The organism is Chitinophagaceae bacterium C216, assembly GCA_028485475.2.
GTDB classification, from domain to species: Bacteria; Bacteroidota; Bacteroidia; order Chitinophagales; family Chitinophagaceae; genus Niabella; species Niabella composti.
In genome coordinates this window covers 881,636-903,628 of record CP144143.1, presented here as the reverse complement: position 1 = coordinate 903,628, position 21,993 = coordinate 881,636, and the positions used below count along the sequence as shown (strand labels likewise).

The following is a 21,993-nucleotide window of genomic DNA, read 5'->3' as shown; positions in this document are numbered from 1 at the left end:
AAAACATGATTCTTGTCATAACTCGGTAAAATATCTATTAGCTCCGTTATAACTTCCGTACCTTTGTGACCCAATTTTTCAGAGTACATGAATAGAAAACAGGAAGTTCTAAAGGATGTAGTAATAAAATTTGCAGGGGACAGTGGGGATGGTATGCAACTAACGGGTACTCAGTTTACCAATAATACCGCTCTTTTAGGAGCCGACCTCTCGACTTTTCCTGATTATCCGGCCGAAATACGGGCACCCCAAGGTACCATTCCGGGTGTAAGCGGATTCCAGTTAAGATTTTCATCCCACCATATACATACACCGGGCGATGAGTGCGATGTACTGGTTGCTATGAATGCTGCTGCCCTGAAAGCTAACCTCAAAAGCCTAAAAAAAGGCGGCAAAATTATCGCTAATACCGATGGCTTTGACAGCAAAAATCTTCGTCTGGCAAATTATCCTGATGGTGCCAACCCGCTCGAAGACAATAGTCTTGATGGCTACGAAGTCATCAAAATTGACGTCACCAAGCTTACCCGAGAGGCTCTTAAGGATTATCAACTGGGAACAAAAGAAAAAGATCGTGCGAAAAACATGTTCATCCTTGGATTTCTGTACTGGATGTACAACCGCAACATGGATAGCACGATTAATTTCCTGAAGGAAAAATTTGCCCATAAAAAAGATATTCTTGAAAGCAATATAGCAGCCCTCAAAGCGGGTTATCACTATGGTGATACTACAGAGACCTTTACCACTACCTATAGAGTAGAAAAAGCGCGCATCGAACCCGGAACCTATCGTTCCATCATGGGCAACCAGGCGCTGGCATTGGGACTGATTTCCGCCTCGGTGAAAAGCGGTCTTCCCATGTTTTTGGGTACATATCCAATTACCCCGGCCAGTGATATTCTACATGAATTGAGCCGTCATAAGAACTTTGGGGTACGCACCTTTCAGGCCGAAGATGAAATAGCGGCTATTACGGCCGCCATTGGTGCTTCCTACGGCGGATCGCTAGGAGTAACCACTACCTCAGGTCCCGGCATGGCTTTGAAAACCGAAGCTATGGGATTAGCGGTAATGCTGGAGTTGCCACTGGTGGTCATCAATGTACAACGAGGCGGTCCCTCAACCGGTCTGCCTACTAAAACAGAACAATCGGACCTGTTACAGGCCTATTATGGCAGAAATGGGGAATGCCCCATGCCTGTAATTGCCGCCAGCTCACCTGCCGATTGTTTTGATGCCGTATACGAAGCGGTAAGAATCAGTATTCAACATATGACGCCGGTAATCTTCCTCAGCGATGGCTATATCGCTAATGGAGCCGAACCGTGGCGTTTCCCCACCGAAGAAACCCTACCGCCGATTCACGTAAAATTCAAAAAAGAATTGTGGGATGGAGAAGAGAAGTTTCAACCTTATCTGAGAGATGAAAACTTGGTGCGCCCTTGGGCTGTTCCGGGCACACCGGGGTTGGAACACCGCATCGGAGGTTTGGAAAAACAAAATATTACAGGTAATATCAGCTACGATCCGGAAAATCACCAGCTCATGGTGAAAATCCGCCAAGAAAAAGTTGATAAAATTGCCAACTTCATTCCCGAACAAAAAATTGACAGCGGTCCTGAAAAAGGTAAACTGCTGGTGATTGGTTGGGGCTCTACCTATGGTGTGATTAAATCGGCCGTGGAAGAATTGCAAGCGCAGGGTAAGAGTGTAAGTCATGTGCATCTACGACATCTTCGCCCATTCCCCAAAAATCTGGGCGATATTATTCGCAATTTTGAGCATGTACTCATCCCAGAAATCAACAACGGACAACTGATCAAAATCATTCGCGATCAGTTTTTGGTAGACGCAAAGGGATACAACAAAATCATGGGTATCCCCATCACGAAACACGAACTCGTAGAAGTCTTAAATACTTACTTCGTGGAAGAGCAAGTGGTATAAATCTTATACCACTTTTTTTATGTGTTTTGTTGAAGGTTCCGGTTTTTCCTTTCTTTGATGATTTCCTCAAAAGTGTCGATAGAAACGGCATTCTCTACCCTGAATGTACCGATGCGTGTACGACGTAAACTACTAAGATAAGCACCACAGCCCAATGCCAACCCGAAATCATGGGCCAAACTACGGATATAGGTTCCGGTAGAACATACTACTCTAAAACCCACCTCAGGCAATTGTGAAGCATCTACTTCAAACTCTTTAATGATAATCTTACGGGGTTCCAGTTTTACATCCATTCCTTTGCGGGCCAGCTCGTACACACGTTTGCCATCTTTTTTAATTGCCGAATGAATGGGGGGCACCTGATCGATCTCTCCTAAGAAAGCCTGCACTGCATTTTGAATATCAGCTTCGCTTAAATAGTCGTAAGGCTTGAAATTTTCGGGCTGACTTTCTAAATCATAAGTAGGCGTAGTGGCTCCCAAAGTAAATGTACCAGTGTACTCCTTTTCCTGAGCCATGTATTCATTAATCTTCTTAGTATATTTTCCGGTGCAAACGATCAACAATCCGGTAGCAAGCGGATCCAATGTTCCGGCATGACCCACTTTTTTTATCTTGATCAGATTGCGGATTTTTCTGATTACATCAAAGGATGTCCAGTCTAGCGGTTTATCAATCAGCAATACAGCGCCTTCCTCAAAATTGATCGTATTCAAATCGGCTACATTCATATTCGAAAATCACAAATCGGTTAAAATAAGGTTTAGTTCTGATTTTGCTGTTCGCGAGCCAGCTCATTCATAATACTCGCTAGGCGTGCATTAAGCGTATCCAAAGGAGTGTAACCCTCTGCCACCAGATAGAACTTAGTATCGGCAGTTTGCAATAACAACTTTGGGAAACCGGTTACCTGTAGTTGACGGCATAATGCAAACTCATACCGGGCTTTTTCTTCATAAGCCGGGTCGGTCAGTTTCTCGTAAAAATCAGTATCCGGAATTTGATACTTTATCAGTAAATGTCGATAAGCCTCTCCATCGCTTAAATCACGGCCTTCTTCGAATAATGCCTTCTGAAAATCTGCGGCTACTTCCACCTGCCGTTGTGGAAGATATTCCTTAAAAATACAAAGTGCAATAGCAGGTGTTAAAGATTCGGGAAACCAATCGCTATCATCAGGGTGTTGAATATGCCATAGATAATCTGCACCAAATTTTGCTCCCGTCAATTCCTCGACCCTTTTATACGCATCATTGATAAAAGAGGCCATTACTTTAATAGGACGGGCAGATTCTTTAGGAATCATGCCACCGCTCAATACTTCAAAGTGAAAACGGTCTTTATGCTGCTGCGCAAAAGTGCTGATAGTTTTACTGAATCCAAAGCACCAGCCGCAATGCGCATCGTAACAGTAATAGAATGTCATTGGGCAAAAATAGCCTTTATGTGCTTAATACAGCATTCAGCACAATTGCTTATTACAATAAAGCATATAAATGGATACCAATCAGCGCTCCAATTTCTTATTAATCAGTTCTACCAGTTTTTTAAACTCCTTGGGGGAATATCCTATGGACTGATAGATGATGGTGCCATTTTCATCAACCAGAATATTACGTGGAATGGATTGTGTAGCAAACTTACTGAACACTCCTCGATGAGGATCCGGGAGAATTGGAAAAGTAAATTTCTGCTCTGCCTTGAAAGGAGCCACTACATCCCAGTCTTCTTCTCGGCCGAAAACAAGCACAGCAAACTTATCGTTTTTACCATGCTTATCCCAAATTTTGGCCTGCAATTCCGGCAATTCATGTCGGCACGGTGGACACCAAGTAGCGAATAGATTTATCAATACCAGCTTGCCTTTATAATCGGATATGCTGACGGTTTTTCCTTCTTCAATTTCAAAACTGAATTCGGGTACCTTATCTCCTACTTTGGTAAGTGTAGCCGCAGCATCTTCATCTGCCTGAGCGAGGCAACTGAGGGTACATATCAGGCCTAAAGCCCATATAAAAAACTTCTTTACATTCATAGGTTTTATCGCTTATAAAATCTAATGCGAAAATAATCGAAAAATAGGTGCATACACTACTTATCCCATCCCAATAAAAGGTCAATATAACAGGTAACCGTTATTTTTGAAGCATGAATGTATTAGCCGGTATAGAAGAGACTATTGTAGCCATTGCTACTCCACCCGGTGTGGGTGCCATAGGCGTCATTCGCCTGAGTGGGAAAGATGCCATTGCCATTGCCGATAAAATTTTCAAAGGCAAAAAGCTGGCCGCACAGCCCTCGCATACGCTACATTTCGGACGCATTGTGGCACCTGATACCGGAGAGGTAATCGATGAGGTAGTGATATCGCTATTTCGCGGCCCCAAAAGTTATACCGGCGAGGATGTAATTGAAATCAGTGGGCATGGTTCGCCATACATTCTACAAACCATTTTGGAAGCCTGTACAAAAGCAGGAGCACGCATGGCACTTCCGGGAGAGTTTACCCAGAGAGCCTTTTTGAACGGCAAACTGGACTTGGCCCAAGCGGAAGCCGTGGCAGACTTAATTGCGGCAAATAGTAAAGCGGCTCAAAAAGCTGCATTGAATCAGTTACGGGGTGGCTTTTCGGGCGATCTTAAACAATTGCGCGAACAGCTTATCAATTTTGCCGCATTGATAGAATTGGAACTGGATTTTTCAGATGAAGATGTGGAGTTTGCCGACAGAAAACAGTTTCAAGAGTTGATAGCCCAATTGAAAACGCAGACCAGACGCCTGCTAGAATCGTTCCAACTGGGTAATGTGATTAAAAACGGAGTAAGTGTAGCTATCATTGGTAAACCTAATGCCGGCAAAAGTACCCTATTGAACGCTCTGCTCAATGAAGAACGTGCAATTGTATCAGATATTGCCGGTACTACACGTGATACCATTGAAGAAACGTTGAACATAAAAGGCGTGCTATTCCGTCTGATTGACACAGCCGGTATTCGCGAACATACCAGCGATCAGATCGAAAGCATTGGTATTGCGCGTAGTAAGCAAAACGCCGAAAAAGCACACATCATTCTACATGTTGTAGACGCTACCACTCCGGAGCAGGCGGAGATGGATTGGCTGGCTCCTTTTGCTACAAAAACCATAGAAGTATGGAATAAAATAGACCGAGTACCGCATCTGCGCCTTCCAGAAGGTGCTATGGGTATCGCAGCCAAACAAAATCTCGGCATTGACGCGCTAAAAGAACGCATGTATACGCAAGCGGTAGGCACTGCTATTGATACCGAAGATACCATCGTTACGAATGCGCGCCACTTTGACGCGCTCAACAAAATGATGGAAAGCCTCGAGGCCATAGAAGCGGGAATGGCCGCCAATCTCAGCGGCGATCTGCTGACGATTGATATCCGCCGAGCTTTGCATTATCTAGGTGAAATTACCGGACAGGTAGAAGTAGACCGCGATATATTGGGAACAATATTCGGGAAGTTTTGTATTGGAAAATAGAGCCCTAAAAATGGTTTTAATTTGAAGATTCAAAGTAGAGTGTGTTACTCAGTACCTATCTAAAACTTGCATCTTGAAATTATTTTATTTCTATTTTCAGTCACATCATATTCATGTGAATAGGCTGCTTATCATTCTGAATAATCCTGCATCAATTGTCGATAATGTGTAAGAATTGTGGATTTGGAGATAAAGCCCTGAAACTTTTCTTCCGCATCTACCACTGGTAAATCCCAAGCACCGGTTTCGTCAAATTTTCGAATCACTTTGGGCATATCATTTTTTAGCTTAATTACAACGGGGGGTGACTTGACGAATGTACGAATATCTGTATGCTGTGGATCAGACATAAACATGACCGGACGTATATCATCTAGAGCAATTACTCCCAGAAGTCGATGTGATGCATCTACTACTGCGAATATATTTTTACTAGTAGTTTTCACTAACTCCAATAGTTCGGCAAAACTGGCATTTTCACGTATAACCACTGATGTACGGTCTACCATATCGACTACCTTGATTCTTGACAATAAATTCTTATCGTGTTCGGCTGTAAAAATTTTACCCTCATCTGCCAATTTTTTAAGTTCGGGTGACATGGGCGAAAAGCGCTTAGCAATTAAGAAAGAGATTACCGACACAATCATCAGCGGTATGAACAAATCATACCCCCAGCTGGATTCTGCAATCAAGAATATGGCTGTAAGTGGTGCGTATAGTACACCGCTCATCACACCGGCCATACCGGCAAGTACCAGGTTGGATTCTGGTACATTTTCAAAACCGATGATTTTGCACACCTGTGCAAATAAAAACCCCAATGTACCACCGGCAAATAACGAAGGAGCGAAATTACCCCCATTTCCCCCTCCGAATAATGTGATAGGCGTTGCAAACGCCTTGAGCAAACATATGAAGGCAAGAAAAAGAATCAGGGTAATATTATCTACCGGAAAATAACGCAAAAAACTGTTTTCTATAAGAATTTCCTCTTCCCCGTCTACCAACGCTTTAATGGCCTCATAACCCTCGCCAAACAGCGGAGGTAATAACACACATAGCAGCGATAACAATATACCTCCCACAACAGCCCTTTTAATTAAGGATGCTCCTAGACGATGAGAAAAAAAATGTTCTACCTTTTTGGATATAAATAAAAAATAGCGGGCATAAAATGCCGTCAGCAATCCCAGTACAATATAGTAAAGGGTATTCATGTAATTAAAGGAAGAACGAGCATGAAACTGAAATAAAGCATCCTCTTGCAAAATAATTTTAGATACCAAACTACCACAAACAGCAGCTACAACAAGAGGAATAAAATCGGTAAATACCACACCGGTTAATAAAATCTCAAAGGCAAACATGATTCCTGCAATAGGAGCATTAAAGGCTGAAGCAATACCTGCCGTAGCGCCAGCAGCGAGCAGCAAAGTGCGTTCCTTATACGTTAGTTTATACGTTGTTGCAAAGTTGGCCCCTATGGCAGAGCCTGTAACTGCAATAGGGCTCTCTAATCCTGCTGAACCTCCTAACCCTATAGTAACTGCACTTTGTATCACCTGAGAATACATTTTTACAGGCGATACATTACTCGAGTTCTGAGCAATGGAATAGAGGATGGAGCCTATGCCCTTGCGTGACTGACCTTTGAAAAAATAAATAACGATAAGCGTAGTGAGTACAATTCCCAAAAATGGGAAAACTAAATAAAATACAACTTGATATTCAAAATGAATTTTTGTAGTAATGAATTTATGAATTGTATGCACTAGCCATTTCAATAGTACCCCCGCGAATCCTGCGGTAATACTTACCAGAATACCAGACAATATCAAAAACTGATTGCGGCTCATATGGCTTTTCAGCCAAAATAACACCACTTCATGGCTTCGTACTTTTTTTAGACTATACCTTGTAAAGTCTCTTTTAAACTTAAGAAAGCTATGATATTTCCGTAAGTACTTTTTAGCCATATCATCTCTTTATATAAACGAATGAGATAAGCAAATCTTGCTGCTATCAATAACTGATGTTAATAAAACAACTATATAGCATTTTAATATATGTACCACTTACATTTCTATCCCTCTTAGTTTTCTATATAATTTTAATGCGTATAAATCGGTCATGCCCGAGATAAAGTCCAGCACGTGCATTACTTTTTGATAAGGAGTCTCTTCTTCTTGAAACAAAAACTGTTGTGGAATCAACTCCAGTATTTTTTGATGCTCCTTTTCTCTTGCATGCGCGGGAGTTAATACTGCCGTTACGAAATCCTCCACTAGTCCACTCATTATACGGTATCCTGCAATTTCTAACTCCACTACTTTGCGTGCATTATATATCTTCTCTACAGATACTTCAGCAATGTGCCGCATAGCCTTCTGTACACCTTCGGCTAAAGCACTCATTAAGCTTTTATCAAACGCTCCGGAGATGATAGCTTGTTGATTTTGGATAAAAACCTCTGTGCATTTATAAATAAGTACATTAATAGCCTTAGAACGTAAATAAGCTATGGATTCATTGGGATCATTCCGAAGATTGGCTGCAATATTCTTAGTTCTTTCTAAATCACTAGTATGATGTTGAATAATATTCAAAAAGCTATCACACACCTCTTCATAAGATAATAATCCTAATCGATGAGCATCTTCAAAATCGATAATATTGTAACAAATATCATCCGCTGCTTCTACAATATAAACAAAGGGATGCCGTTTGTACACTATCTTGTCCTCTCCCTCATCCCGAATCATATGTAATTCTGCTGCAATATCCAGAAACACTTGCTCATCAATTTTAAAATATCCATATTTTTTACGATGCACATAATCCTTGCTTGATGCAAGTGATTCGCAGGGATACTTAATGATGGAACCTAGTGTACTGTAGGTAAGCCTGAACCCACCTTTAATACGACCATGCTGCTGCATGGTTAAAATACGCAAAGCATTGGCATTTCCTTCAAATGTAGTAAGGTCTTTCCACTCCGCATCATTAAACAAATTTTTGAAGGCAATATCCTCTGGTTTCTGGGTATCTCTTTTCTTAAAATATTTGGATATAGCATCTTCGCCTGAATGTCCAAAAGCTGGATTACCCATATCATGAGCCAGACAGGCGGCGGCAATAACATATTTCAGATCGTTATTGTAAAATGTAACGGCTCTTTCATCTACTTTCACTTCTGGAAGCTGAGCAATCTGCTCTCCAATTAATCCCCCCAGTGAACGTCCAACACTAGCAACCTCTAGAGAATGCGTCAAACGATTATGCACAAACACCTCTTCCGGCAATGGGAACACTTGTGTTTTGTTTTGCAGTCTCCTGAAAGGGCTTGAAAAAACAATACGGTCCCAATCGCGCTCAAAATCACTACGTACATCGCGAGTAGTGTACTCAATCCCGTATCGCTTGGAAGAAAAACAATTGTTCCAGGTCATTGCCATATTACACCGTTTATGTGCCCAAAGTTATAAGATGCAGTGCTTTAAAGTACAGATTTATAACGATAATCGTTAAGATTCTGATAAGAGTAGCTATGGGTGGCGCCGGCTCATTAACTTTGTTTCCATTATTGCAGAAACACTAACTTAAAGAAATATGAAAAAATTTATCCTAATAGTACTGATAGGGTACAGCATTGGGCTTACAGGCTGCGCCAATGGACAGGCTAATAATACTACTCCCAGCCTAGAACCTATAGCGTTTTCGGAGAAACTTACGCAATCTCCTTTTGCCATTGTATTAGATGTACGTACACCTGATGAGTTTTCAAAAGGGCATTTAAAAAACGCCGTCAATTTTAATTGGAATGATCCATCTTTTGCCTCCAAAGTTGCTAAAATGGACAAAGAAACTCCAGTTTTTGTGTATTGTTTAAGCGGAGGACGGAGTGCAGCTGCCGCAAAGCAATTACGCGAACAGGGGTTTAAAGAAGTATACGAACTGAATGGAGGCATTCTAAAATGGAAAGCTGCCAACCTTCCGATAGATACGGACACCCAAACATCCGTATCGGAAGGTATAACACTTGAGGCATTTGAGCACGTTATTAACTCTGAGAAAAAAGTGCTGGTGGATTTTTATGCGGAGTGGTGTGCTCCCTGCAAAAAAATGGAGCCCTATATCAATGAAATATCCAAAAACATGAGCGACAAAGTAAAAGTAGTGCGTATTGATGTTGATGCCAATCCCGCACTAAGCGAAGCATTGAAGATAGATGCGCTTCCTGTACTGCATATCTATCAAAACAATAAGCGCATCTGGTCACACACGGGGTACATTACAAAAGAAGAAGTCCTTAAACAGTTAAAAGATTAAGACAACATTTTTACCTCGCTTAATATTCTTGCCGATTCAACAATTTGAATAGAATCGGCAAATTTATTTTTTGCATAATGTAGCATGAGCTGTGCCAATTGCCTTACAGGTAAAGGGCTCATATTCCTAAGTAGTCCGACATTGTTCAGCCACTTCAAAATACTCTCGCTAATTTTTTCGCCTTTTCTTTGCGTATCAGGTCGAGATAGTAATCCGGGACGAAAAATTATCAAATGTTCAAAATGTAGAGCAGTAACAGCTTTCTCAAGCTGTCCCTTCATGCGAGAATAAAACACCAGTGATTTAGGATTTGCCATGCTGGCAGAAATAAGCATGAAATAAGGCACATTATTATCTCTAGCTGCTTTTGCAAAAGCATACTGATATTCGTAATCCACTTTATACTGAGCAGCTTTACTCCCGGCATCTTTCAATGTAGTACCCAAACAAGAAAATGCTACATCGCCGGTAACTTCGTGTTGCCACTTTTCAGGCTGATTAAAATCGATCACTCGAGTGATTAGCTTGGGGTGTTGTTGTTGTAAAGGTCGTCGCACAAGTGCTTTTACCTCTGAAAAAGTTTCATCTTCTAAGAGCAGTTGTACCAATGCACTCCCTGTAGCTCCTGTAGCTCCAATAATCACAGCTTTCATGGACACTGAATTTTTTTATTGAAATTAAAAAAATTACTGATAGCACTATAATATTTTCACTCTTATTACAATTGATAAGCACTTGAAATAAGTATGCTCTTATTCGAACGCATAATCAAAGATTCTGTAAACCCATACCAAATAGGGGAAAACAAATCTTATTATTAGTGATGCCGATCTTTTCTAGACAATGCTCCTACATTCCTGATGCGTCATTTCTGATATTATGGAATGATCTCCTCCATATTGCTCACGATATCCACATTCTATCAGATTACTAACCTGTAAAACTACTTATAGAAATGTTTTAGAAAAATATTATCTACACAGCATGCACCTACAATCAGCTACCAATAAAGCAGCGCTCCAGGTAAGCCTGCTGTCGTCTTGCACCTCTTATAAAACGTTAAAAATCTCAATACAACTTATTTTACTGTCAAAGGTGAAGGGGTTTTCCTAATTTGCACTAAAGCAATCTTACAAAATAGTATGGACACAATAGCTCTCATTTATATTCTAGCAGGAACAATAGTTGGTATTTTAATCGGATGGTTGATTGCCAAAAGATCAGCAGTACAAGAACAGCTACGTATTGCAGAAAACGCACAACAAAAATATGCTGAATTGGAACATCAGTACATCGCACTCCAGGCCAGCTCCGACTCGAAGCTTCAAGCTGCTGAAGCCAATCTGCAATTAAGACTTCAGGACAACCATAACTTAAAAGAAGAAATATTCGTTATCAGAAAAGAGCTGGACGATTACCGTCAGCAATTAGCCTCGGTGAAAGCTGTGTATGATACTACACGAATGAATTTAATTGAAAAAAACAATGAGTACCTACGAACCAAAAATCAACATGAACAATTACAACAAGAATGCGTGCAGTTGCAGCAACAACTCACTACAGCCAAAGCTGAAAACAATGTTTTGAAAGAGAAATTGGAAATTCAGAAAAACGAAATCGAAGCTTTAAATAAAAAATTTCAAACCGAGTTTGAAAACATTGCTAATAAAATTCTCGAAACCAAAGTCAGTACATTCACGGAGCTTAATAAAGAAAATCTCAAAAACATTCTCGAACCTTTAGGCGAAAATATCAAAGAGTTTAAGAAACAGGTTCAGGATACTTATGGTAAGGAAAGCAATGAGCGTTATTCTTTGAAAAATGAAATCAAAAATTTAATGCTGCTGAATCAGCAGCTAAGTAAGGAAGCACAGAATCTTACGCGTGCATTGAAAAGCGAGTCTAAAACACAGGGGCGTTGGGGAGAACTGATTCTAGAAAATATTTTAGAAAAATCGGGGCTGAGAAAGAACGAAGAGTTCTTTATGGAATATCAGTTGTACGATAAAGACGGCCAACCCTTAATCAACGCCGTAACTGGCAAGAAAATGCGTCCCGATGCCTTGATAATGTATCCCGACAATCGTCATGTAATTATCGATGCCAAGGTTTCTCTGAGTGCATTCATCCGATACACCGAAGCGGAAGATGAAAGCACCCAAGAAGCAGAGCTAATGGCACATATCCGCTCCGTAAAAGCTCATATTGATGAACTACATATCAAAGCTTATGATGATTATGACAAGTCGATGGATTTTGTGATGATGTTCATCCCCAATGAAGCTGCTTATTTTGCAGCATTAAAAGGTGATCCTGGCATATGGGAATATGCCTATGACAGAAGAATTCTTTTAATCAGTCCTACTAACTTAATTGCCGCACTAAAGCTGTTAGCTGATTTATGGAAGCGCGAACGTAATGATCGCAACAGTCTTGAAATTGCCAACCGTGCGTTAAAAATGTATGAAAAGCTGGTGAACTTTGTAGAGAGTCTAGAAACTGTTGGCAAGTATCTGGAAAGCGCACGTAGCAAATATGAAGAAGCTACAAAACAACTTCACACCGGTAAAGATAATTTCTTCGCACAGGCAAAGAAAATGCGCGAATTGCTCCATTACAAAAAACCTAAAGATCTTCCGCAAGCAAAGCTGGATCTGGGAGAAGATAATCACAACGCCAGCATTTCCGAATAAAAGAGCAGCCGTTTAAAACCAGCTGCTCTTTTTTCTACGAGTACCGCTAAGGCCGATGGCGCCAAGTAATGAACGCACTATAGTATTACCAGCAGTACGCGCCATACTTCTTACAATAGGATCATCCAAAATAGTTTTTTCAGGTTTCTGCTGTGTGCGACCGGTTTGCTTCTGTTGCTCCAGAGCCGCTGCTCTTTCTGCCGCTAGTTCTAGTTTTTGATTCAGAATTTCATAGGCACTGTAGCTATCGATCTCCTCATTATAGCGCGCCGCAATTTTAGAACGACTCACAATTGCATCTATTTCCGAGTCGGTCAACACATCCATACGGCTCTGCGGAGCGCGCAGCATACAGTGTACCAGTGGCGTAGGAACTCCTTTTTCATTCAGCATGGTTACAAGCGCCTCACCGATACCCACCTGCGTTAATAATTCATCGGTTTTATAAAATTCTGAGAAAGGATAGTTTTCTGCAGTTTGCTTAATCACTTTTCTATCAGCCGCTGTAAAGGCACGCAGCGCATGCTGCACCTTCAATCCCAACTGTGCCAGTATCGGCGCCGGAACGTCCATAGGATTTTGTGTACAGAAGAATATTCCAACACCTTTTGAACGAATTAACTTTACAATCGTTTCAATTTGATCCAACAACGCTTTACTGGCTTGATTGAATATTAGGTGCGCTTCATCTATGAACAATACCAGCTTGGGTTTGTCCAAGTCTCCTTCTTCCGGACAAGAAGCATATAACTCGGCTAGCATTTGCAGCATGAAGGTAGAAAACAACTTCGGACGATCCTGCAAATCTGTTACGCGTACAATCGAGATAATACCACGTCCGTCATCACTGATACGCATCAGATCTTCCACATCAAAACTTCTTTCGCCAAAAAACAAGTCGGCTCCCTGTTGTTGCAGCTCAATCACCTTTCTTAAAATAGTACCGGTAGAGGTGGTAGAAATTTTTCCGTAGTCTTTCTCCAGCTCTGCTTTGCCTTCGCCACTTACATATTGTAGTACTTTTATAAAATCTTTTAAATCCAGTAGGGGCAATTTGTTATCATCACAGTATTTAAAAATCATGGATACAAAACCGGCTTGCGTGTCGTTCAGTTCCAGAATTTTAGAAAGCAGAATAGGACCAAACTCGCTCACCGTAGCACGTAGGCGAGTTCCTTTTTCCTTACTTAATGTTAAAAATTCGACAGGATATGCTTGCGGTTTGAAATCAATTCCCAACAGCTGACTGCGGCTTGTAATTTTATCATTCATCTCACCGGCAGCTCCAATTCCGCTCAGGTCGCCTTTTATATCCATCAACACTACTGGTATACTGGCATCGCTGAGACCCTCGGCTAGCACTTGCAAGGTTTTGGTTTTACCGGTACCGGTAGCACCGGCAATGAGTCCATGACGGTTCAGTGTTTTAAAAGGAAGATATACATCGGCACCTTCTACTACTTCGCCATTTAGCATGGCACGCCCCATTTTATAGCTTTCGCCTTTGAATGTATAACCGGTATTTACCGTTTCCAAAAATTTTGCTGTATTTGCCATGTAAAAAAATTTTCCTTAAGATAAAAATAATTGAAATACCTTTTATTACAAATTAAACTAAACTGCAAGAAATCTGTTGTATATAATTACGTACTAATCTTTTAACAAAAAATTGGTTGCCGTTTTTTAATGCATTAAAAAGCATTAACTTTATTTGTAATCAAAGTATCATACAAAACAGAAAATAATGGAAGCAAATAAACCACACATCCTATTATGCGAAGATGATCCTAATCTGGGTAACGTTTTAAAGAACTATTTAGAGTTGAACGATTACAATGTTACGCTGGAAAGGGATGGTCGATTAGGTCTGGCAGCGTTTCAGAGAGAGAAATTTGATCTCTGCCTGCTCGATGTGATGATGCCCCATATGGATGGTTTTACACTAGCGGAAGAGATTCGTGATATCGATCCGGATGTTCCGCTGTTCTTCCTCAGTGCCAAAACTATGAAAGAAGACATTATTCAGGGATACAAACTGGGCGCTGACGATTATATTACCAAGCCTTTCGATAGTGAAGTGTTATTAATGAAGATTAAGGCCATTCTAAAACGCAATGAAGAACTCAATAAGGAAAACGAAAATAAAGAATACCAACTAGCGGGTTATCATTTCAATCCCAAGTTGCGTCAGCTAACTTTCAACGGTCGTACACAAACACTTTCTCCTAAAGAAAACGAACTACTGAAAATGCTGGCAGAACACCTGAACGACCTGTTGCCTCGTGAACAAGCATTGAAAAAAATATGGGGTAGCGACACTTACTTCAACGGACGTAGTATGGACGTATACATAGCCAAGCTGCGTAAGTATTTAAAAGACGATGATAAAATAGAGATCGTGAATATCCATGGTAACGGATTCCGACTCGTAGTACATCCGTAAAAATTATTTATACATAAAAAAAAGCCCGCGCATTGTCCCGGGCTTTTTTTTAAAAATCCAATTGTAAAGTCACCCCACTTCCTGCACCCGGTTTCTTTCCCAAATGCTCATATGCTTTAGCCGTTACCTCTCTACCCCGTGGAGTTCGTTGTAAGAATCCTTCCTGTATCAAAAATGGTTCATATACTTCCTCAATGGTGCCTGGCTCTTCACCAACCGCAGTGGCAATGGTACTAATTCCCACCGGACCTCCATTGAATTTTTCTATAATACAAAGCAAAATACGATTGTCCATTTCATCCAGCCCGTATTCATCTACATTCAATGCTTTTAAAGCATGTTGGGTAATACCCAAATCTATCACTCCATCGTTCAGCACTTGTGCAAAATCTCGTACGCGACGTAATAAGCCATTCGCAATACGTGGCGTAGCACGGCTACGGGCAGCTATTTCACGGGCAGCCCTTTCATCGATCTTCACATCCAGTATACTTGCAGAGCGCATTACTATTTTCTGAAGCGTATCTACAGGATAATACTCCAAACGAGATTTTATGGCAAATCGAGATAATAATGGCGCCGTGAGCAATCCACTGCGAGTGGTAGCCCCGATAAGTGTAAAAGGATTTAAGGATAATTGAATGCTGCGGGCATTAGGGCCGCTATCAATAAGTATGTCCAATCGATAATCTTCCATGGCTGCATACAGATACTCTTCTACCACTGTACTCAAACGATGGATTTCATCAATAAACAATACATCGTTCGGCTCCAACGATGTAAGCAGTCCTGCCAGATCGCCGGGCTTTTCGATAACCGGACCACTGGTTTCCTTAATGTTTACCCCCAATTCATTGGCTACAATGCGCGATAGAGTAGTTTTTCCCAACCCGGGAGGCCCATGAAACAAAATGTGGTCCAACGCCTCACCCCGAATTTTTGCAGCCTTGATAAAAATGGTAAGATTTTCTATCAGCTGGGGCTGCCCTGCAAATTCCTGTATATGAGCAGGGCGTATGGTATTTTCAAATTCCCTGTCTGCAGCACTCAGCCCTTCTTTATCTCTATTTAAATTAGGATTGCTCATTGTTCGTCAAAGATAACTAGGATTTGCAGTATAAGGTTTATAAAAAATGATACATGATGCTGATACGTCACCGTCATCTGCTCCCATAAAAAAAGCCGCTCCCCTCAAAGGTTGCGGCTTAAGTATTAGATTGGGTTTGTAAGTTTTACTTAGTAGCTACTTTCAGATCCACTCTTCTGTTCTGTGCGCGACATTCAGGAGTATCATTTGCCGGACATACCGGAAACTCTGGGCCATAACCTTCTGCTTCAACCACCTGATTTGCTGTGGCACCCGCTTTGATCAACTCTTGTGCTACTATTTTAGCTCTTTCGGCAGATACTTTTTTATTAACCTCAGCATCGCCCGTATTATCGGTATACCCCCCTAATTTAATAGAAGCGGCAGGGAAGTTTTTAAGAATTGTAGCAATATTGCTTACCTGTGCGGCAGATTCGGCAGTAAGTATCGATTTACCGGTTTCAAAATATACACGATCCAGCACTATCCAGTTAGCAGATTTGTTTACTGTATCCACGGTAAATGCATCGTCGGTAAGCATTTTATATAATTTAGCTTCGGTACTGTTAGCGCCCACATTCAATACCGTACCGTCCGGCAGTTTGATCTCTATATTCGGTCCCACATCGTAGATATAATTGCCTGTAACCGTATCGAGTGTTCCTCCGGCAGTTACCGGTTCTGCTGCAGCGTCCGCCGTATCTTCAGTAATGGCATTACCCTCTACATTCTGATTACACCCCTTACCTAATAGCCACCACAGCAACAAAACCAATGCAGCAAGTATCAACAATGGCCATAACCACTTGTTGCCTCCACCACTTTCTACATTTTTATAGGCCGATGATGCGGTATTCTGTAATCCTTCAACTGCTGCTTTAGCCGATTCGCCAATAGCTCCCAAGCCTAAAGTAGACGCAATAGTACCTAAGCCGGTAGGTAATGCGCTGAGTACATTATTTTTTTGTGAAGCAAGTAAATTTAAAAATCCTCCTGCATTCAAATTGTCATCCTGCGCCTTTTTTCCTAGTAATCCTAGTATTAAAGGCGTAATCATATTTAACAACGAAGAAGAAGAGGAAGATTTGATACCGGCAAATTTGGATATAAGGTCTACTAGGGTATTGGACTGTCCTCCAAAAAGATTACCAACCCAGCCAGAACCTTTCGATAACAAATCTTGATTATCAAATAAAGAACCCAGATTACCTAACAATCCCGTATTGTTAGCTTCTTTAGCAGCATCCAGCAACTGTTGTGCATTGCTTTCCGATGCGGTACCTTTTGAAATAATACCGCCAAGAACGGATGGTATTAAACCCGAAAGCGCTTTGGAGACACCACCTTCATTTTCGCCCAGAAATGAGCTGGCTTTGGAGATAAGGTCTTGCGAAATGTAGTTTTTTACAAGATCTACGATGTTGATTGACATGGTAATGTTATTTAGGTTTTGAAATATTGAATCGCTTTGTATAAAAGCGCATGCAAGCCAATCGTTAAAACGTTTACTAGACTACTTCGATTTTCACAATAATCACGTCAAAGTTTAAGACAACAGCTCATTCACGGCTAGCTCATATCAACATCCAATGCTCCTTTAAAGTTAAACAAAAAATGTTCGATTTAGGAAAATAAAAAATAGAAAACCGTCCCCTATATCAGAGAACGGTTTCAACTATGACCAGATTAACTATATAAACCGTTTGAGCAATTTTCACTTACACCACAATGTTGATCATTTTATTCTTTACATAAATGATCTTTTTAGGCGTCTTACCCTCAATCCATTTTTTCACCACTTCATTGGCCAATACCAGTGCTTCCACATCTTTCTGCTCCGCATCCAATGAAATATTCATAGTAGTGCGCATCTTACCGTTGATGGAAATGGGGTATTCCTTGCTGGTTTCCACTACATATTTCTCTTCAAACTTAGGATAAGGCGCATCCAATACAAACGTAGTGTTGCCCAGAGCATGCCACAGTTCTTCTGCTATATGGGGTGCATAAGGCGTGAGCATAATGAGCAATGGTTCCAAAATCGCTTTTTTATGGCTCTTTAAATCGGTTAGCTCATTCACCAGAATCATAAACGTACTTACAGCTGTATTAAAGCTGAACCGCTCGGTATCTTCTTCAATTTTTTTAATTGCTTTATGCAATACCTTGAGCTCTTCCGGTGTAGGCGCTTCGTCTTTCCAGATGGCTGTGGATGTTCCATCTGCATTTTCTTTATAGAACAAACGCCACAATTTCTTTAAAAAGCGGTGAACGCCTTCAATCCCTTTTGTATCCCAAGGTTTACTTAACTCTACCGGACCCAGGAACATTTCGTACATGCGGAAAGTATCTGCACCGTATTTGGCTACCAGATCATCAGGATTTACGGTATTGAATTTCGATTTGGACATTTTTTCAATTTCACTACCGCATATATATTTGCCATCTTCCAGGATAAAGGTGGCATCGGCAAACTCTCCGTTGCGCCATTTTTTAAAGGCCTCGATGTCCAATTCATAACCGTCGACGATATTTACATCTGTATGTATTTTATCTAGGGTGTTACCCTGATAAGTTCCGTCCTTATCAATCAAGCCATGCGATACAAACTGGTTAGTACCATGAATACGATATACAAAGCGGCTGTTGCCCTGTATCATTCCCTGATTAACCAATTTCTTGAACGGCTCATCAAAACCAATATAGCCCAAATCGTACAGCACTTTAGTCCACATGCGGCTATACAATAGGTGGCCTACTGCATGTTCGGTACCACCGATATACAGATCTACTTGGTTCCAGTAATCGGTTGCTTGGCGACTTGCAAACTCCTGTTCATTGTGAGGGTCCATATAGCGCAGGAAATACCAAGAAGAACCAGCATAACCGGGCATAGTATTGGTTTCCAGATTTTGGGCTATCCATTCCGGAATATTTGCTAGAGGACCTTGTCCTTCAGGGCCCGGACTATAAGATTCCACATCAGGCAGGGTCAGCGGCAATTCTTTTTCATCCAGAGGGTAAGCGATACCGTTGACCCACTTAATCGGGAAAGGCTCTCCCCAATAACGCTGACGACTGAAGGCGGCATCACGCATTTTATAATTCACTTTACGCTGACCGATACCACGCTTTTCTACTTCTTCAATCACTTTCTCCATAGCCTCGCGCATAGGTACGCCATCCAGAAAACCAGAGTTGCTTAGCACGGCATCCTTGGTAGGATTAGCTTCTTTCCCGTTAAAATGCTCGCCGATAATATTGGTGATAGGAATATTGAAATGTTGGGCAAACTTAAAGTCGCGCTCATCGCCACAAGGAACGGCCATTACGGCGCCAGTTCCATAGCCAGCCAACACATATTCACTGATCCAAATAGGCACTTCCCTACCGTTAAAGGGATTAATAGCATACGCTCCGGTAAAGGCGCCGGTAATTTTCTTTTCCGACATACGCTCCCTTTCACTACGGCTTTTTACATAGGCGATGTATGCTTCTACCTCAGCTCTTTGTGCTTCGGAACATATATCCAGAATATAATCCAACTCAGGTGCCAGTACACAGAAGTCCACCCCAAAAATGGTATCAGGACGGGTGGTATACACCACAAAGCTGTCTACCTTGGATTGTGTACTCTTAATTTTGAAGGTGATTTCAGCACCATAACTTTTGCCAATCCAGTTGGTTTGCATTTCCTTCATCGCATCGCTGAAATCTACGGTTTGCAAACCCTGCAACAATCTATCTGCATACTCCGTAATACGCAGATACCACTGCCGCAATTTTTTCTTCACTACGGGGTAGCCGCCACGTTCGCTCACCCCGTTTACCACCTCATCATTGGCCAGTACGGTTCCTAAAGCCTCGCACCAGTTTACTTCGCCATAGCCGCAATAGGCCAATCGGTATTCCATTAAAATAGATTGCTGTGTGGCTTCATCAAATGATTGCCACTGTTCAGCAGTGAAGGTGGTGCCTCCGATTCCCGGAATCTGATATTTATCGTTAGGAATAGGATGATTGGCGTTCCCTTCCTGCTCAAAAGCCTTAATCAGTTCGGTAATCGGCTCGGCTTTCTGTTTTTGTCTGTTATAGAAAGATTTGAATAACTGTAGAAAAATCCACTGTGTCCATTTGTAATATTTGGGGTCGCTCGTACGCACCTCGCGGCTCCAGTCGTAGCAAAAACCGATATTGTCCAGCTGCCTGCGAAATGTTTCGATATTTTTTGCCGTAGAAACGGCAGGATGAATGCCGTGTTCGATAGCATATTGCTCGGCCGGCAAACCAAAGGCATCATAGCCCATGGGGTGCAGCACATTATATCCTTTCAGTCTTTTATAGCGAGCATAAATATCACTGGCAATATAGCCCAACGGATGTCCTACGTGCAAGCCGGCTCCACTAGGATAAGGAAACATATCCAGCACATAATACTTGGGCTTACTGCTGTCGTTGGCAACCTTATAAGCATTGTTTTCTTTCCAAATCTGTTGCCATTTCTTCTCTATCGAACTAAAATCGTACTCCATCACTATTTATTGAATTAATTTTATACCAATCATGCGACAAAAAGGTATTATCCCAAACCTTGTCACTATTGCCTTATTCTACAAAAAACAGGCATTTTGTATCATAAATTAGTACCTGCTTTTTGCATGGCGGCAAATTTAAGCATTGTAGGTGTGAATACCCTAAATTTGCCAGTCTTGTAGTATTTTAGTAAAAGGTACCATTATGTCGAAAAAAACAAAAGCAGTAAAAAGGGGTAAAGCTTCATACTTTATGAGTATTTTGGGCGTAACCCTAGTGCTTTTTCTGCTAGGGGTGATAGGCTGGCTGGTGATTAATACCCGTACTTTGGGAGAACATTTTAAGGAAGAAGTAGAAGTGAATGTGTACCTACGCGAACCATTGGCAAAATCAGACAGTGCTGACCTGGTGAACTACATTGCCGCTCAGCCTTACATAAAAGAATATATATTTACTACCAAAGAAATGGCCAAAGCCCGGTATCTAGCCGATGGCAATGAAAGCTGGGAAGGCATTCTAACGGAAAACCCACTGCCCCAAAGCATTGACTTTAAGGTAAAATCGGAGTACTTACACCCGGATACACTTTTGAATATTAAACAAGATTTGGAAAAACAGACCTATGTCACCGAAGTGAAGTATCCTGAACTGCTGGTAGGTGGTCTGGATAGTAAAATAAAAGTAGTAAACTGGGTATTGGTGGGCCTGTCATTGATATTGCTTTTGGCTGCCATTGTACTCATCGATAATACTATTCGCCTAGCTATGTTTAGCAACCGATTTACCATCAAAACCATGCAAATGGTAGGTGCTACCCGCTGGTTTATCACCAAACCTCTGGATATAAGGGCTATTATTAACGGTGCTATTAGTGGGGCCATTGCCATTATAGCTGTGCTACTGGTAATCAGAGCAGCTAAAAAAATGATTCCCGAGCTGAGCGTGATACAAAACAATACACAACTGACCTTTCTGTTCTTGGGCATGATGGTATTGGGTATTCTGATAACCCTTATCAGCACTCATACCAGCGCCTTGAAATACCTGAAGAAAAAGCTGGACGACCTATATTAATGAAAATCTAACATTTATTTTGAAAAACAATCCTAATATTGCAACACATTAAACCGACAAAAATGGCTGAAAACAACATACCCCCAGCAATGTTTGGCAAAAGCAATTATGTATGGATGCTCATCGGAGCCATTGTTATTGCTCTGGGCATGCTTTTGATGGTCGGAGGAAAAAGCGATGACCCGGCTGTATTTAATGCGCATGAAGTATATAGTACCCGACGCATCACTATTGCTCCCATTGTAATTCTTATAGGGCTTGCAATAGAAGGTTACGCAATATTTAAAAATACCACATCGAAGCAATAATCCATCTTCGAGTGCCGTTATTCATAAATTTATCGGGCGATGCTATAAAACGTATCGCCT

The 21,993-nt window shown here is 41.3% G+C and carries 17 protein-coding genes; 7 read left to right on the top strand and 10 right to left on the bottom strand.

Annotation, left to right across the window (positions count from 1 at the left end; genetic code table 11):
* The first annotated feature begins 87 nt into the window (after nt 1-87).
* Entirely contained in the window at nt 88-1,950 is a 1,863-nt protein-coding gene (locus PIECOFPK_RS03685) for a 2-oxoacid:acceptor oxidoreductase subunit alpha (RefSeq protein ID WP_409966539.1), read from the top strand.
* 17 nt (nt 1,951-1,967) lie between these two features.
* Here the strand turns inward: PIECOFPK_RS03685 and truB are convergent, their stop codons facing one another.
* The 3 genes from truB to PIECOFPK_RS03670 all read right to left on the bottom strand — a co-directional run bounded on the left by truB (nt 1,968) and on the right by PIECOFPK_RS03670 (nt 3,988).
* Nucleotides 1,968-2,684: a tRNA pseudouridine(55) synthase TruB gene (gene truB, locus PIECOFPK_RS03680; protein ID WP_409966538.1), complete on the bottom strand. Its 717-nt coding sequence runs from the start codon at nt 2,682-2,684 to the stop codon at nt 1,968-1,970.
* 32 nt (nt 2,685-2,716) lie between these two features.
* Nucleotides 2,717-3,379 carry a DsbA family protein gene (locus PIECOFPK_RS03675; protein ID WP_330973055.1) on the bottom strand — a complete coding sequence of 221 codons (663 nt, stop codon included), beginning with the start codon at nt 3,377-3,379 and terminating at the stop codon, nt 2,717-2,719.
* 81 nt (nt 3,380-3,460) lie between these two features.
* Complete coding sequence (locus PIECOFPK_RS03670) at nt 3,461-3,988, bottom strand: TlpA family protein disulfide reductase (protein ID WP_330973054.1); 528 nt, start codon at nt 3,986-3,988, stop codon at nt 3,461-3,463.
* Nucleotides 3,989-4,101: 113 nt separating this feature from the next.
* On the opposite strand from PIECOFPK_RS03670, the gene mnmE reads away from it, so the two are divergent.
* A complete protein-coding gene (mnmE, locus tag PIECOFPK_RS03665) occupies nt 4,102-5,463 on the top strand; it encodes a tRNA uridine-5-carboxymethylaminomethyl(34) synthesis GTPase MnmE (RefSeq protein ID WP_409966537.1) in 1,362 nt (453 codons plus the stop codon).
* A 131-nt stretch (nt 5,464-5,594) separates the two neighbouring features.
* On the opposite strand, the gene PIECOFPK_RS03660 is transcribed toward mnmE, so the two are convergent.
* Nucleotides 5,595-7,442: a chloride channel protein gene (locus PIECOFPK_RS03660; protein ID WP_330975670.1), complete on the bottom strand. Its 1,848-nt coding sequence runs from the start codon at nt 7,440-7,442 to the stop codon at nt 5,595-5,597.
* Nucleotides 7,443-7,541: 99 nt separating this feature from the next.
* Nucleotides 7,542-8,921 carry a deoxyguanosinetriphosphate triphosphohydrolase gene (locus tag PIECOFPK_RS03655; protein ID WP_409966536.1) on the bottom strand — a complete coding sequence of 460 codons (1,380 nt, stop codon included), beginning with the start codon at nt 8,919-8,921 and terminating at the stop codon, nt 7,542-7,544.
* A gap of 154 nt (nt 8,922-9,075) precedes the next feature.
* Here PIECOFPK_RS03655 and PIECOFPK_RS03650 point away from each other — a divergent pair, with 154 nt between their 5' ends.
* On the top strand, nt 9,076-9,795 hold the full coding sequence (locus tag PIECOFPK_RS03650) for a thioredoxin domain-containing protein (protein WP_330975668.1): 720 nt from the start codon (nt 9,076-9,078) through the stop codon (nt 9,793-9,795).
* On the opposite strand, the gene PIECOFPK_RS03645 is transcribed toward PIECOFPK_RS03650, so the two are convergent.
* Nucleotides 9,792-10,448: an NAD(P)H-binding protein gene (locus tag PIECOFPK_RS03645; protein WP_409966535.1), complete on the bottom strand. Its 657-nt coding sequence runs from the start codon at nt 10,446-10,448 to the stop codon at nt 9,792-9,794. The genes PIECOFPK_RS03650 and PIECOFPK_RS03645 overlap by 4 nt on opposite strands.
* 489 nt (nt 10,449-10,937) lie before the next feature.
* On the opposite strand from PIECOFPK_RS03645, the gene rmuC reads away from it, so the two are divergent.
* Entirely contained in the window at nt 10,938-12,488 is a 1,551-nt protein-coding gene (gene rmuC, locus PIECOFPK_RS03640; RefSeq protein ID WP_330975666.1) for a DNA recombination protein RmuC, read from the top strand.
* A 12-nt stretch (nt 12,489-12,500) separates the two neighbouring features.
* Here rmuC and PIECOFPK_RS03635 read toward each other — a convergent pair whose 3' ends face one another.
* Nucleotides 12,501-14,045, bottom strand: coding sequence for a helicase HerA-like domain-containing protein (locus PIECOFPK_RS03635; RefSeq protein ID WP_330975665.1), 1,545 nt, complete (start codon nt 14,043-14,045; stop codon nt 12,501-12,503).
* Between the two features lie 187 nt (nt 14,046-14,232).
* Here PIECOFPK_RS03635 and PIECOFPK_RS03630 point away from each other — a divergent pair, with 187 nt between their 5' ends.
* Complete coding sequence (locus PIECOFPK_RS03630; protein ID WP_330975664.1) at nt 14,233-14,931, top strand: response regulator transcription factor; 699 nt, start codon at nt 14,233-14,235, stop codon at nt 14,929-14,931.
* Between the two features lie 49 nt (nt 14,932-14,980).
* Here PIECOFPK_RS03630 and ruvB read toward each other — a convergent pair whose 3' ends face one another.
* From ruvB to leuS, 3 genes are all read right to left on the bottom strand, one after another.
* Nucleotides 14,981-16,018: a Holliday junction branch migration DNA helicase RuvB gene (gene ruvB / locus PIECOFPK_RS03625; protein ID WP_409966534.1), complete on the bottom strand. Its 1,038-nt coding sequence runs from the start codon at nt 16,016-16,018 to the stop codon at nt 14,981-14,983.
* A 145-nt stretch (nt 16,019-16,163) separates the two neighbouring features.
* Nucleotides 16,164-17,450: a DUF937 domain-containing protein gene (locus tag PIECOFPK_RS03620; protein ID WP_409966533.1), complete on the bottom strand. Its 1,287-nt coding sequence runs from the start codon at nt 17,448-17,450 to the stop codon at nt 16,164-16,166.
* 286 nt (nt 17,451-17,736) lie between these two features.
* The gene (gene leuS, locus PIECOFPK_RS03615) at nt 17,737-20,550 is read right to left on the bottom strand and encodes a leucine--tRNA ligase (RefSeq protein WP_409966532.1); all 2,814 of its coding nucleotides are present in this window, start codon (nt 20,548-20,550) and stop codon (nt 17,737-17,739) included.
* A gap of 205 nt (nt 20,551-20,755) precedes the next feature.
* Between leuS and PIECOFPK_RS03610 the strand changes: the two genes are divergently transcribed.
* Together PIECOFPK_RS03610 and PIECOFPK_RS03605 are read left to right on the top strand one after the other, a co-directional pair.
* Complete coding sequence (locus tag PIECOFPK_RS03610) at nt 20,756-21,625, top strand: cell division protein FtsX (protein WP_330975660.1); 870 nt, start codon at nt 20,756-20,758, stop codon at nt 21,623-21,625.
* A 62-nt stretch (nt 21,626-21,687) separates the two neighbouring features.
* Nucleotides 21,688-21,933 carry a DUF3098 domain-containing protein gene (locus PIECOFPK_RS03605; protein ID WP_330975659.1) on the top strand — a complete coding sequence of 82 codons (246 nt, stop codon included), beginning with the start codon at nt 21,688-21,690 and terminating at the stop codon, nt 21,931-21,933.
* Nucleotides 21,934-21,993: the final 60 nt, after the last annotated feature.